This window comes from Citrobacter sp. On2M (assembly GCF_018035235.1).
GTDB lineage: Bacteria > Pseudomonadota > Gammaproteobacteria > Enterobacterales > Enterobacteriaceae > Citrobacter > Citrobacter meridianamericanus.
In genome coordinates this window covers 470,599-483,129 of sequence record NZ_WPCV01000004.1, presented here as the reverse complement: position 1 = coordinate 483,129, position 12,531 = coordinate 470,599, and the positions used below count along the sequence as shown (strand labels likewise).

The following is a 12,531-nucleotide window of genomic DNA, read 5'->3' as shown; positions in this document are numbered from 1 at the left end:
TAGACTTTTCCCTGGTGTCCGCGATGCCCGGATTGAATATAAAAAAAGTGTCGCAATGATTTTATCTTCAGTGATCATCACAGTGATAAACAACGAGACCAATATTAAAATATTATAAATTTTTCCTCGCCATCAATGGCTCGTATTATCATTAAGTTTTGTGTTGGAATTATATCCTTTAAATTATTTATGAATATATAAGATTCATCACATTTAAACTAGGCAAAATCTCATTTTGTATCACCAAAATATTTAAACGTTTCGTTTTGTGACTCATGTTAAATAACCACCTTCTATAGATAGTTTGATTGCAGAATCAGTCTGGTGATAAATCAAGGCACTTTACCTTTCAGATACTTTACAAACGGGTTATCTGTCAGTTTTCAGGAAGGAAAAGTACATCGTGATTACATTGTTCATATGCCCATTTATCCAGACTGATCTGAGATAAACTCGCTGCCGTTTTCTGTCTTAATACATACCAGCAGGCACTTATCCTGCATTCTCAGCGCTTTTATTGCGCTGACAACGTCCTCAGTCTTCAATGATATTTTGGCATGGAACGCCTGACATTTCTGATTAAAATTATTCTCTACAGTCAGTGCATGGAAACGGTTTCCGTTAACCAGACTATCCGACACAAAATCCATACTCCAGCACTGCTCAATGTGTGTCAGGGGTGGGTATCGAGATGCTTTCCCCCACGCCGTCAAATATCTACTTCCAGTTAAGACAGAATGGTCAAAGATCATGGCGTTGACATGGGTAAGAGGCCGTCACAACGGTATCTGGCCTGTGAGGGACCTGCCAGCCTCATATTCACGGACGCAGGTCAAGCGCCAAAGGCAATACTGCAAAGGGTCTGTCTGCGCTGCTCCACTGAACGCGAGGATATACACATCATGAAATCACCGGTTAGTATTTGTATCGTGAAAAAATCACATATTAAACGAGATCATCTTTCTCACAGAACCGACCTCGGGCTAAGTACTGCCTGGCTTTGCCACCTTCGACTGGTAACCATCCTCAGTAATCACCAGCTATTTTCATGCCCAATTAACCACTGAAACCGCTCTCAATATCTGAACGATTGGCTACAGGGCAACATCTGTTGCAACAGCAGGATCATTTTCGATAACAATGAAGACAACACAGATTCAGCTGTACTGTTGTCGTCAAATGAACAAGCTCTCAGGGAAGTCGGAATGCTAAGTCTGATGAATTCTCATGCCCACCAGTGCAATCCGGACGGCAATGGCATAATGGAAACGGATAAAAAACAAAAAACCCAAGTCGCATAACGACTTGGGTTTCGAATTTGGCGGAAGCGTAGAGATTCGAACTCTAGAACCCTTTCGGGTCGCCGGTTTTCAAGACCGGTGCCTTCAACCGCTCGGCCACGCTTCCAATGAGGCGCACTATAAACATCCCGAACGGACCTGTAAAGCACCAATGTGTTCGTTTGCCTGAAAAACAGCCAAAATGCTGTTAATTGACTTAAATAACAACAAATTGACCGTTTATTCAGCACAAATACGGGCTCCAGCGCTTAAAGTTTTTTGATGTACATATCTTTGGTGTAGTAGTTTCCGCGGTTATCCGGTGCGAATCCCCCCACCCACGGCTTCACCAGATGCGTGCGAACATAGTGGTAAACCGGAATCGCTGGCACATCTGCCCCTAAAAGGTCTTCAGCCTGCTGGTAATATTTGCCTCGCTCCTGGAGCGAAGTTGCTTTCGCTGCATTACGCATCGCTTCATCAAAGGCGGGATTGCTGTAGCCGGTGGTGTTTTCGCTATCTCCGGTACGGAAGATGTTGAGGAAACTTGAAGCATCATCATAGTCAGCGATCCACGCGTAACGTACGACGTCAAAATTACCGGCATGCATGGTGTCCAGCATGGTTTTCCATTCCTGATTTTGCAGCTTCGCCTCTACGCCGAGGTTTTTCTTCCACATTGATGATGCGGCAATAGCAATACGCTGATGGGTTTCAAACGTGTTATAGAGCAGATTTAAACTAAGCGGATGCTCGGGGCCAAAACCGGCTTCAGCTAGCAGCTTCTTCGCTTCAGTGATACGTTTTTCAAACGGCCACGACGCATATTCCGGCGCATGCAGTTGTACTCCCCCTATTTCCGGCTGGCTGATAAGCCACGCCGCACGTTGCCCCTGCCCCATTACCTTTTGTGCAATGATGTCTTTATCTAACGCCATATTCAGCGCACGACGCACGCGCGGGTCATTAAACGGCGCTCGGGTCGTATTGAACTGATAGTAATAGGTTGAAAGCTGAGGTGAGACATGAAGTTCATCACCCATCGTCTTTTTCAGCTGCGCGAATTGATTGACCGGTACGCTATACACGATGTCAATTTCACCGGCCTTATAGCGGTTAACGTCAGCAGACTCTGAACTGATAGGCAAATAGGTAACCTTATTAATGACCGTGTGCTGATCGTCCCAGTAATGTGGGTTACGCTCGGCAACAATGCGCTCATTGACCACCCACTGCGACAATTTGTACGGTCCGCTACTGACAAAATGTTCTGGTCGGGTCCACTTATCGCCAAAGCGGCCTATCAGCACTTTATCCAGTGGAACCAGAGACGGGTGCGCCAGCATCGCCAGAAACGCCGCCGTCGGCTGCGTAAGAGTAATTTCCAGCGTGCTATCATCGAGGGCTTTGACTCCTAGCATGGCAGGATCTTTTTTCCCTTGAGCAATATCGACGGCGTTCGCAACATGCATATTGCCCAGATACGAAGAATAAGGGGAAGCCGTTTGTACAGAGACCAGACGCTGCCAGCTCCAGACAACATCCTGCGCGGTAATAGCTGACCCATCTGACCAGGTTATGCCCGGACGCAAATGAAAGGTCCACACGGTGTTGTCTTTGTTCTCCCAGGACGCGGCAAGACGGGGTTCAATAGAGCCATCCGGCTTAACTGCCACCAGCCCGTCGAACATATCACTGATTAAATTAAACTCAACGTTGCTTTCGACTTTATGCGGATCCAGCGACGCTGGCTCACTGCCGTTGTTCCTGACCAGCTCCTGTTTTTCTGCAAGTAGTGTACCTGCAGGCACATTTGCCGCCCTCGTCACGCCGTTGATAGACATCAAACAGACAGCCAACAGCGTAAACGTCAATATCTTCGATTTGTGTTGAATCATTCCCTTTACCTTATCGCTCTGTTTTTGTAGACACCTCAGTCACTGTCAGAGAGATTCGGGAATAACGCAATATTTTTCAGTTACCTGGCAGAGGTGGATCTGACATTTTTTCACATACAGTGCTAACATCTGATTCGGGAGCTTTTGTTGAAATAATATGCTTAAGCCTGGCGGGTTAAAATGCGTAAAGATGGGTAAAACCGCTGTGTCATTCCCCTTGATTTCATTATCCTTCATCATTAATTACATCTGTCATAAGAGAGTGACTCATGGATCGTATTATTAGTTCTTCACGCGATCGTACATCGCTACTCAGCACACATAAGGTGCTGCGCAATACCTATTTCCTGCTCAGCCTTACGCTGGCGTTTTCAGCGCTCACGGCGACCGCCAGTACCGTACTGATGTTGCCTTCTCCGGGACTTATCCTGACGCTGGTGGGTATGTATGGTCTGATGTTCCTGACCTATAAAACGGCGGATAAACCGGTCGGTATTCTGTCCGCTTTCGCTTTCACCGGATTCCTGGGCTACATTCTGGGACCGATACTGAACACTTACCTGTCTGCAGGCATGGGTGATGTTATCGCCATGGCTTTGGGCGGTACGGCGCTGGTCTTCTTCAGCTGCTCGGCCTATGTGCTGACCACGCGTAAAGATATGTCCTTCCTCGGCGGTATGCTGATGGCAGGTATCGTGGTGGTGCTGATTGGTATGGTTGCGAATATCTTCCTGCAGCTGCCGGCGTTACATTTGGCGATCAGCGCGGTGTTTATCCTGATTTCTTCAGGTGCAATCCTGTTTGAAACCAGCAATATCATCCGTGGCGGTGAAACCAACTACATCCGTGCCACCGTTAGCCTGTACGTTTCGCTGTACAACATCTTCGTCAGCCTGCTGAGCATTCTGGGCTTCGCCAGCCGCGATTAAGGTGTCAACACGCATTATCCAGCCCCGCTTATGCGGGGCTTTCTTTTTTGGTAAACTGCCGCCAGTTTGACTAACGCAGTGACAAATTATGTTGATCTTTGAAGGTAAAGAAATCAGTACCGATAGCGAAGGCTATCTAAAAGATACTACCGAATGGAGCGAGCCGCTGGCGGCTGCCATTGCCGAAAACGAAGGTATTACGCTGTCCGCGGAACACTGGGAAGTTGTGCGTTTTGTTCGCGAGTTTTATCTGGAGTTTAATACCTCCCCCGCTATACGCATGCTGGTAAAAGCGATGGCCAACAAGTTTGGCGAAGAGAAAGGCAACAGCCGTTATCTCTACCGCCTGTTTCCGAAAGGTCCGGCTAAGCAGGCGACTAAAATTGCCGGCCTGCCGAAACCGGTGAAATGCATTTAATAGCGGATACTAAATCCTTTTAGCTCGTCGCCAGGGCGGTGCGGTTCGCTGAGGATCCGGTCAACTCTGGCGCTACGCGGTCCTCCGGCTTTCAACCACTTCATCAGTTGTTCCACTTGCTCACTTTCGCCACAGGCAACAACCTCTACGCTGCCATCATCCATATTCTTTGCGTAGCCGGTCAGTCCGAGGCGTTGCGCTTCATGCTGGGTGGTGTAGCGAAATCCTACCCCCTGAACCCGGCCATAAACCCAGGCGATGATGCAGACTTTCGACATGGCGGTTCTCCTTATCAACATAAATGAAGAAACAGTTCCCGATGCCTCAACGCACCTGCTTCGGCAGGCATCCATAATGCTGGCGAAATCTTGCGGTAAACCGTGAACCTGACAGATAACCACAGCGTAACGCAATTTCACCAATCGGCAGCGTGGTCGATTGCAGCTGAGAGAGTGCGCAGGACATACGCACTTCCTCTACGATTTGCCGATAACTCTGCGACTCCATCTGCAATCGTCTGCGTAGCGTTGAGGTACCGATGGAAAGATGACCGGCAATTTCCTGAGCTGTCCATAGCTTAGCAGGGGATAACATAATAAGTTGTCGCACCTGTTCGGTTAGATTAAATCGACGCTCGATAAGCAGTGGTCCCGCCACACCATCGTGCAGTAACGCCAGCAATAATCCCATCGCCTGATGCTCCTGCAATTTTGCCGGTAAATTCTGGCGTACTGCATCCAGCAAGCTTTCCCACATAAATGCCAAACCGCTGCTCATGGGCGTGCAGAGCGATGTCAACTTTGCCGGTGGGAAATCCTCGACCCAGTTATTTTTAAACGCGGTAATGATATTTGTCGACAGCAACAGCAAATCCGAGCGAAATGCCCCCTGCTCCGGCTGATTAATAATCTCCAGAGGCGTATTGGCTGGGATGATAATCAGCTCGCCCGGCCCCGCAACCAGGCGGTTTTCGTCCTGAATAATGACCTTACTTCCCTGCGTAATGTGGCAAATAGCAGCAGAAAACAGTTTTACCCGGTGCAGGCGGTGCAAATGGCCGGAACGCACCTCTGCGGTGGTAAGATTGTTATGGCGAAAATGTACCTCCTGCACCCGTTCATCCTCTTTTATCTTGCGTACGTCGCGGTTAATTCAGCTTTGGCAATCACATGGCTGTTCAGCATAAAACCGACCAGCGCGCCGCTGGCATTACTGTCAATTGGCAACGCGTCGGTATTTAACGCCCACACGGTAAACTGATAGCGGTGAGGTTTATCGCCCGGCGGCGGGCAGGCGCCCCCAAATCCAGCATAACCGAAATCATTACGTCCCTGAACAGCTCCTGCGGGTATCTTATTCGTGCTGGCCCCGCCAGGAAGCGAATGCACCTGGGCCGGAATATTCACAATGGTCCAGTGCCACCAGCCGCTTCCCGTTGGCGCATCGGGATCAAACAGCGTAATGGCAAAACTTTTGGCATCAGTTGGCGGATTTTGCCAGCTCAGCTGCGGGGAGATATTGTCACCACTGCAGCCAAACCCCTTAAACACCTGTTTTTGCGTTAATTGCAGGTTAGCGGGTATGTCGGTGCTGGTGAGGCGAAACGCCGAGGCTGCAGAGGCATCAAAACTCAGCGCGACAATGGCGGCGGTAGCCAGAGAGAAGATAGCTTTCATTGTATTTCCTTTTTCTCATTAAGAAATAGCAATGTAAACGGTGGGCATAAAAGAAACTGTGCCTCTGCGATAGCGTTTTGTGCCGAAACGCTCAGCGCCATGCGCTGATGATTGACCTCATCATCTGTGCTACTCTACGCGCCATTTTATTTTAATGGTTTCAGGCTGGTATTTTACTCCAGCCCGCGTCACTGTTTGTGAGAGGTTGCTCCGCATGACTGAATCTACAACTCTACATTATCCTCGTTTAGTGTTAGCCAAAGGGCGCGAAAAGTCCTTAGTTCGCCGCCATCCGTGGGTATTTTCCGGTGCTGTCGCCCGTATGGAAGGCAAAGCCAACCTTGGTGAAACCGTTGATATTGTTGATCACCAGGGTAAATGGTTAGCGCGCGGCGCGTTCTCACCTGCGTCACAGATCCGCGCGCGCGTCTGGACCTTTGACAAGTCTGAATCCATCGATATTGATTTCTTCACTCGTCGTCTGCAGAAAGCACAGACATGGCGTGACTGGCTGGCAAGCAAAGATGGCCTGGACAGCTACCGTCTGATCGCTGGCGAATCTGATGGCTTGCCAGGCATCACTATTGACCGCTTTGGTAACTTCCTGGTATTACAGTTGCTCAGCGCTGGTGCTGAATATCAACGTGCGGCGCTGATCAGCGCCTTGCAAATTGTTTTCCCGGACTGCGCAATTTATGACCGTAGCGATGTCGCTGTGCGCAAAAAAGAAGGTATGGAGCTGACCCAAGGGCCTGTAACAGGCGAATTGCCGCCTGCTCTGCTGCCGATTGAAGAGCACGGCATGAAGCTACTGGTTGATATTCAGCACGGTCACAAAACTGGCTATTACCTCGATCAACGCGACAGTCGCCTGGCCACGCGTCGTTACGTGGAAAACAAACGTGTCCTGAACTGTTTCTCTTATACCGGCGGCTTTGCTGTCTCAGCATTAATGGGTGGATGCCGTCAGGTAGTCAGCGTCGACACCTCCCAGGAGGCGCTTGATATTGCCCGCCAGAACGTGGAACTGAACAAACTGGAGCTGAACAAAGCCGAGTTCGTGCGTGATGACGTGTTCAAACTGCTGCGCGCCTATCGCGATCGCGGTGAGAAATTTGATGTCATCGTCATGGATCCGCCTAAATTTGTCGAAAACAAAAGCCAGTTGATGGGCGCCTGCCGCGGTTATAAAGACATTAATATGCTGGCGATTCAATTACTCAATCCGGGCGGCGTACTGCTGACTTTCTCCTGTTCCGGGCTGATGACCACCGATTTATTTCAGAAAATCATCGCTGATGCCGCAATAGATGCTGGTCGTGATGTACAATTTATAGAGCAGTTCCGTCAGGCCGCCGATCACCCGGTGATCGCTACCTACCCGGAAGGGCTGTATCTGAAAGGGTTTGCCTGTCGCATCATGTAACTTGAAAAGTGGAATATTACCCTTACATAGAGGGTATCTATTTCCCGGGAGGTGACTATGATTGCCAGCAAATTCGGTATCGGCCAGCAGGTCCGCCATTCCCTGTTAGGTTACCTCGGAGTGGTCGTGGATATCGACCCGGAATATTCGCTTGATGAGCCGTCAGCCGATGAGTTGGCGGTCAACGACGAACTTCGCGCCGCTCCCTGGTATCACGTGGTGATGGAAGACGATAATGGCCTGCCCGTACATACGTATCTGGCCGAAGCACAGCTGAGTAGCGAGCTACAGGAAGAACATCCGGAGCAACCGTCAATGGATGAACTGGCGCGAACAATCCGTAAACAGCTTCAGGCTCCGCGCCTGCGTAACTGATCGCATTTACCCGGCCTACAACGATATCTGTCGTAGGCCGGATTCGTATCCAATCATCCGCACGAATTTACTTCGCCAACCCCAAACGCGGGATCTCAATCGCCGGACAGCGATCCATTACCACCATCAGCCCTGCGTCACGCGCCAACACGGCCGCCTGCTCGTTAATCACGCCAAGCTGCATCCACAGTGTCTTCGCACCGATGGCGATAGCTTCCTGAGCAACGCCCCACGCCGCTTCTGAATTACGAAAGACATCAACCATATCCACTTTCTCAGGCACATCCGCCAGCGTCGCATAGCCCTGTTGTCCCAGCAGCGTTTTCCCGGCAACCTTCGGCGAAACAGGGATAACGTGATAGCCCTGGTCAAGTAAATATTTCATGACCCGATAGCTTGGGCGATCGGGTTTATCACTTGCTCCCACCAGTGCAATCGTGCGGGTCGTTGTCAAAATGCCAGCAATATCGGTCTCTTTCATCGTTTTCCTCCAGGCTGTTTAGCAAAGTGTACGACAAACCTGAGCACGCAACCATTCATCCCATACTGGCGTATGAGAGCTAAACTCAAAAATATGTCTATATGTTAGTAAACATGATTATCGAAAAATTTAGATACATCTTATACAGATAATTTCTGGTCAGGAGAAACCTATGAAAACCGGCATTGTGACAGCCTTAATAGCCCTGTGTTTGCCGGTAACCGTTTTTGCTACCTCTTTACGTCTGTCAAATGATATTGACCTGCTGGTGCTCGACGGAAAAAAAGTCTCCAGCTCATTACTACGTGGTGCCGACAGTATTGAGCTGGAAAATGGTCGGCACCAGCTCGTGTTTCGCGTAGAAAAATCCATTCGTCTGTCCAGCCACGAAGAACGTCTCTATATCTCATCCCCGCTGGTCATAAGCTTTGATACCCAACTCGTCAGTCAGGTTAATTTTCACCTCCCGCGTCTGAACAATGAGCTGGATGCCGCTCGTTTCGATGAGGTTCCCCGCGTGGAACTGCTGGATGGGGACTCTATGCCTATCCCCGTCAAGCTGGATATTCTGTCCATCACCTCCACGGCGAAAACCGTGGATTATGAAATGGAAACAGAACGCTATAACAAAGCGGCTAAACATGCTTCGTTGCCACAATTCGCCACAATGATGGCCGATGACAGCTCTCTGCTATCCGGGGTTTCTGAACTGGATCGCGTGCCGCCTCAGTCGCAAACGCTGACCGAACAGCGCTTAAAATATTGGTTCCAACAGGCTGACGCGCAAACGCGAAGTAACTTTTTGCAATGGGCCCAAAAACAACCTCCTTCATGACATTTATCTTCGCATCGCATTTTTTTGGTCTTTCTCTTGCAGCGTCAAGCGCTTCCAGTACTCTGTAACCAGGTTAACTTGGGAGCTGTACTATGGAATTAACGACTCGCACATTGCCAGCGCGTAAGCATATTGCGTTGGTTGCACACGATCACTGTAAAAAGATGTTGATGAGCTGGGTGGAACGCCACCAACCCTTGCTGGAAAAGCATGTTCTGTATGCCACCGGGACGACAGGAAACTTAATCCAACGCGCGACCGGAATGGACGTCAACGCCATGCTGAGCGGCCCAATGGGCGGTGACCAGCAGGTGGGCGCGCTCATTTCAGAAGGGAAAATTGATGTGCTGATCTTCTTCTGGGATCCGCTCAACGCCGTACCACACGATCCGGATGTCAAAGCCCTGCTGCGTCTGGCGACGGTATGGAATATCCCGGTCGCCACCAACGTGTCGACGGCCGATTTTATTATTCAGTCGCCAAACTTCAACGATGCTGCGGACATCTTGATCCCAGATTACGCCCGCTATCTTGCAGAACGCCTCAAATGATCCCAAGCAGGTGGCTACCGCCGCCTGCGTTTCAGGGTTTTCGGATAACCGGAACATCCAGTTGCTTAAGCTCATCAACAAAGCATGAGGGTGTTTCTTTATTAAATAGCAGCCATACCCGATGCCGCGCACGTGTTAGCGCCACATACAGCAGGCGTCTCTCTTCTGCATCCGGAAAATCTTCCACCGCCGGGAGCAACGCCTCTTCCATAATCGACTCGCGGGCCGGAGCTGGAAAACCATCATTACCGTCGTGAAGCCCCACAATAATGACGTAATCCGCCTGCTGTCCTTTGCTGGCATGGATAGTCATAAAGTCCAGCTGTAGCTTAGGCCAGCGGGTGGCCGCTTTCTCCAGACTCGCTGGTTTCAGATGATGGTATCGCGCCAACACCAAAATCCGCTCTTCAGTCTTCACAAACCCTGACAACTTATCCAGCAGCAGATCCAGCTGATTTTCATCGAGCAACGTGACGGCTTTTTTATCACCGGTCATCAGACTGTTGAGCGGTTTCGTAAGTTGGTGAGGGTTTCGCTGGATAAACTGGTTTGCAACTTCACCAATACGATTGTTAAAACGGTAAGTCGTGTCCAGATTGCAACGATCGCCCTCGCCGAAGTTTTGCTGAAATGCGGTAGTCAACGAAAGTTGCGCCCCGCTAAAGCGATAAATGGCCTGCCAGTCATCCCCCACGGCGAACAGCGTAGTCTGTGAGTTCTGCTTACGCAGGGCGGCTAACAGAGCGGCACGCTGAGGAGAAATATCCTGAAATTCATCGACCAGAATGTGCTTCCACGGGCTGATAAACCGCCCCTTCTCCAGAATAACGATAGCCTGATGAATCAACCCGGAAAAATCGACGGCATTCTCATCCTTCAGCGCGCTCTTCCAGGCCTTGAGCAGGGGCGACATCAGCTTAATGCGTTTACTGAACAGATCGCGGATCTCTTCTGGCGCAGTGGCAATCATCTCCGCCTGCGCTCCGCCATGCATACGCATCAGGCTAACCCAACGATCCAGCCGGGAAGCCAGACGGCGCTGTAATTTTTCGTCATCCCAGAAGTTGCCTTCGGGTACAGACCACTGCATCTCTTCTTCTAACCATTGCCGCCAGCCTTTGGCCTGAGCTTTTTTCTCGCTGCACTGCTGACGCCAGGTCGTTATAAAGAGTTTACTGCGAGCGGCGGCATCATTTTCCAGCTTGCTAACCGTCGGAACTTTTTTGCTGCCCTGCGAAATAATGTGCAGCGCCAGCGAATGAAACGTGCGCGCGGTGACGTCTTGCGTATGCAGGCGTTCACGGATCCGATCGTCCATCTCCTGGGCCGCTTTTCGTCCAAACGCCAGCAGCAGGATCTGTTCAGCCGCTGCCTCTCCTCGCGCAAGCAACCAGCCCGCACGGGCGACCAATACGGATGTTTTGCCGCTTCCCGCCCCAGCAAGGACCAATAAGGATTGCTCACCGTTGACCACAGCACGCGCCTGGGCCGGATTCAGCGGTGAGGATTCAATTTGCTGGAAAAACTCGGCATGCTCTTCCAGCATTGCTTCGGTATAGGCTTGATTGTGCTTTAGGCGACAGGCTTCAATGTCCTTCAACCATGCCTGGCATTGGTGCAACGCCTCACGGCAATTATCAAATTCTTCCAGTCGGTTGATTGGAAGTGGTAGCGCGGCAAAGGCACGACGGATCTGCTGCTGCAGCCCTGTCGTTTGTTCGCGCGTCAGCCATTTGTTATCACTGGTACGTGCCGCGATCGCATCCAGCTGTTGCTGTAAAACTCCCGCAGCGACGGCGCTCATTTCCTGACTCCACTGCTGCCAGAGTGCGTTCAAGTGGTGATGGAAACGCTGCGTCTCCGCCCACTCTGTACCGTGAAGTCGCACCACCTTATCATCCGGGAGCACAAACTCCAGCTCGCCCCATACCAGGCCGCGTTTACAATGAATAGCCAGTAACTGATTGAAGGGAATAAGATACTCGTGACGATCGCCGGAAACTTTAATCCCGGCATTGAGAATAACAGCCCGATCGTAAGGGTGTTGTGCCAGACGTTTTCCAAGAGAAGTTGCTTTCAGTTCCATAAGACTCAGGCGGATCCACACGAAGAGGTTTACTTATCAGTGTAACCGCCAGAGAAAACGTGCTCCAGCCCAAAAAAACGTTACAATTGCCGAAATCACAGAAAACCAGAGTTAACCGAGGGTTTATGCGTACTGTTCTGAATATTTTAAATTTTGTGCTCGGGGGCTTCGCCACCACCTTAGCCTGGTTACTGGCTACGCTGGTCAGTATTGTGCTTATTTTTACTCTACCCTTGACCCGTTCATGTTGGGAGATAACCCGACTCTCGCTGTTTCCTTATGGCAACGAAGCAATTCATGTCGATGAACTGAACCCGGCAGGTAAAAACGTTTTGTTGAATACCGGCGGCACAGTGCTCAATATTTTCTGGCTGATTTTCTTCGGCTGGTGGCTGTGCCTGATGCACATTGTCTCCGGTATTGCCCAGTGCATTACCATCATCGGTATTCCGGTTGGCATCGCGAATTTTAAAATCGCCGCAATTGCACTCTGGCCAGTTGGTCGCCGGGTGGTATCAGTAGAAGTTGCTCGTGCAGCACGTGAAGCCAATGCGCGTCGTCGCTTTGAATAATCAG

General features: G+C 50.3%; 13 protein-coding genes, 1 tRNA gene and 1 pseudogene. 8 read left to right on the top strand and 7 right to left on the bottom strand.

Going from position 1 to position 12,531, the window contains the following annotated elements:
• Positions 1–1,032 precede the first annotated feature (1,032 nt).
• Positions 1,033–1,301, top strand: a pseudogene (locus On2M_RS24425) (hypothetical protein).
• Between the two features lie 18 nt (positions 1,302–1,319).
• Here On2M_RS24425 and On2M_RS12575 read toward each other — a convergent pair.
• A tRNA-Ser gene (locus On2M_RS12575) sits at positions 1,320–1,407 on the bottom strand.
• Between the two features lie 142 nt (positions 1,408–1,549).
• Positions 1,550–3,178: an ABC transporter substrate-binding protein gene (locus On2M_RS12570; RefSeq protein WP_210904907.1), complete on the bottom strand. Its 1,629-nt coding sequence runs from the start codon at positions 3,176–3,178 to the stop codon at positions 1,550–1,552.
• Positions 3,179–3,447: 269 nt separating this feature from the next.
• Here On2M_RS12570 and yccA point away from each other — a divergent pair, with 269 nt between their 5' ends.
• Together yccA and tusE are read left to right on the top strand one after the other, a co-directional pair.
• Entirely contained in the window at positions 3,448–4,107 is a 660-nt protein-coding gene (yccA, locus tag On2M_RS12565) for an FtsH protease modulator YccA (RefSeq protein WP_016152501.1), read from the top strand.
• A gap of 88 nt (positions 4,108–4,195) precedes the next feature.
• Positions 4,196–4,525, top strand: coding sequence for a sulfurtransferase TusE (gene tusE, locus On2M_RS12560; RefSeq protein WP_151217959.1), 330 nt, complete (start codon positions 4,196–4,198; stop codon positions 4,523–4,525).
• On the opposite strand, the gene yccX is transcribed toward tusE, so the two are convergent.
• From yccX to On2M_RS12545, 3 genes are read right to left on the bottom strand one after another with little or no spacing between them, the layout of a single operon-like run.
• The gene (yccX, locus tag On2M_RS12555; protein WP_151217958.1) at positions 4,522–4,803 is read right to left on the bottom strand and encodes an acylphosphatase; all 282 of its coding nucleotides are present in this window, start codon (positions 4,801–4,803) and stop codon (positions 4,522–4,524) included. The genes tusE and yccX overlap by 4 nt on opposite strands.
• A gap of 46 nt (positions 4,804–4,849) precedes the next feature.
• Complete coding sequence (locus On2M_RS12550) at positions 4,850–5,638, bottom strand: AraC family transcriptional regulator (protein WP_210904906.1); 789 nt, start codon at positions 5,636–5,638, stop codon at positions 4,850–4,852.
• A 14-nt stretch (positions 5,639–5,652) separates the two neighbouring features.
• Positions 5,653–6,201, bottom strand: coding sequence for a YbhB/YbcL family Raf kinase inhibitor-like protein (locus On2M_RS12545; protein ID WP_187252698.1), 549 nt, complete (start codon positions 6,199–6,201; stop codon positions 5,653–5,655).
• Positions 6,202–6,415: 214 nt separating this feature from the next.
• On the opposite strand from On2M_RS12545, the gene rlmI reads away from it, so the two are divergent.
• Both rlmI and hspQ read left to right on the top strand, forming a co-directional pair.
• Positions 6,416–7,627 (top strand): 23S rRNA (cytosine(1962)-C(5))-methyltransferase RlmI, encoded by a 1,212-nt coding sequence (gene rlmI / locus On2M_RS12540; protein ID WP_187259703.1) that lies wholly within the window; start codon positions 6,416–6,418, stop codon positions 7,625–7,627.
• A gap of 57 nt (positions 7,628–7,684) precedes the next feature.
• Entirely contained in the window at positions 7,685–8,002 is a 318-nt protein-coding gene (hspQ, locus tag On2M_RS12535; protein WP_043015794.1) for a heat shock protein HspQ, read from the top strand.
• Positions 8,003–8,069: 67 nt separating this feature from the next.
• On the opposite strand, the gene On2M_RS12530 is transcribed toward hspQ, so the two are convergent.
• Positions 8,070–8,483, bottom strand: coding sequence for a CoA-binding protein (locus On2M_RS12530; protein ID WP_151217954.1), 414 nt, complete (start codon positions 8,481–8,483; stop codon positions 8,070–8,072).
• 172 nt (positions 8,484–8,655) lie between these two features.
• On the opposite strand from On2M_RS12530, the gene On2M_RS12525 reads away from it, so the two are divergent.
• Together On2M_RS12525 and mgsA are read left to right on the top strand one after the other, a co-directional pair.
• The gene (locus tag On2M_RS12525; RefSeq protein ID WP_151217953.1) at positions 8,656–9,318 is read left to right on the top strand and encodes a DUF2057 family protein; all 663 of its coding nucleotides are present in this window, start codon (positions 8,656–8,658) and stop codon (positions 9,316–9,318) included.
• A 92-nt stretch (positions 9,319–9,410) separates the two neighbouring features.
• Positions 9,411–9,869 carry a methylglyoxal synthase gene (mgsA, locus tag On2M_RS12520; protein ID WP_114682373.1) on the top strand — a complete coding sequence of 153 codons (459 nt, stop codon included), beginning with the start codon at positions 9,411–9,413 and terminating at the stop codon, positions 9,867–9,869.
• 31 nt (positions 9,870–9,900) lie between these two features.
• Here the strand turns inward: mgsA and helD are convergent, their stop codons facing one another.
• The gene (helD, locus tag On2M_RS12515; RefSeq protein WP_210904905.1) at positions 9,901–11,955 is read right to left on the bottom strand and encodes a DNA helicase IV; all 2,055 of its coding nucleotides are present in this window, start codon (positions 11,953–11,955) and stop codon (positions 9,901–9,903) included.
• Positions 11,956–12,080: 125 nt separating this feature from the next.
• Here helD and On2M_RS12510 point away from each other — a divergent pair, with 125 nt between their 5' ends.
• Positions 12,081–12,527, top strand: a complete 447-nt coding sequence (locus On2M_RS12510) for a YccF domain-containing protein (protein ID WP_016152485.1) — start codon at positions 12,081–12,083, stop codon at positions 12,525–12,527.
• Positions 12,528–12,531: the final 4 nt, after the last annotated feature.

Coding starts and splice junctions, on each gene's coding strand:
- On2M_RS12570 (WP_210904907.1), bottom strand. CDS start 3,178: ATGATTCAACACAAATCGAAGATATTGACGTTTACGCTGTTGGCTGTC.
- On2M_RS12525 (WP_151217953.1), top strand. CDS start 8,656: ATGAAAACCGGCATTGTGACAGCCTTAATAGCCCTGTGTTTGCCGGTA.
- On2M_RS12510 (WP_016152485.1), top strand. CDS start 12,081: ATGCGTACTGTTCTGAATATTTTAAATTTTGTGCTCGGGGGCTTCGCC.
- On2M_RS12545 (WP_187252698.1), bottom strand. CDS start 6,201: ATGAAAGCTATCTTCTCTCTGGCTACCGCCGCCATTGTCGCGCTGAGT.
- yccA (WP_016152501.1), top strand. CDS start 3,448: ATGGATCGTATTATTAGTTCTTCACGCGATCGTACATCGCTACTCAGC.
- hspQ (WP_043015794.1), top strand. CDS start 7,685: ATGATTGCCAGCAAATTCGGTATCGGCCAGCAGGTCCGCCATTCCCTG.
- yccX (WP_151217958.1), bottom strand. CDS start 4,803: ATGTCGAAAGTCTGCATCATCGCCTGGGTTTATGGCCGGGTTCAGGGG.
- rlmI (WP_187259703.1), top strand. CDS start 6,416: ATGACTGAATCTACAACTCTACATTATCCTCGTTTAGTGTTAGCCAAA.
- helD (WP_210904905.1), bottom strand. CDS start 11,955: ATGGAACTGAAAGCAACTTCTCTTGGAAAACGTCTGGCACAACACCCT.
- mgsA (WP_114682373.1), top strand. CDS start 9,411: ATGGAATTAACGACTCGCACATTGCCAGCGCGTAAGCATATTGCGTTG.
- tusE (WP_151217959.1), top strand. CDS start 4,196: ATGTTGATCTTTGAAGGTAAAGAAATCAGTACCGATAGCGAAGGCTAT.
- On2M_RS12530 (WP_151217954.1), bottom strand. CDS start 8,483: ATGAAAGAGACCGATATTGCTGGCATTTTGACAACGACCCGCACGATT.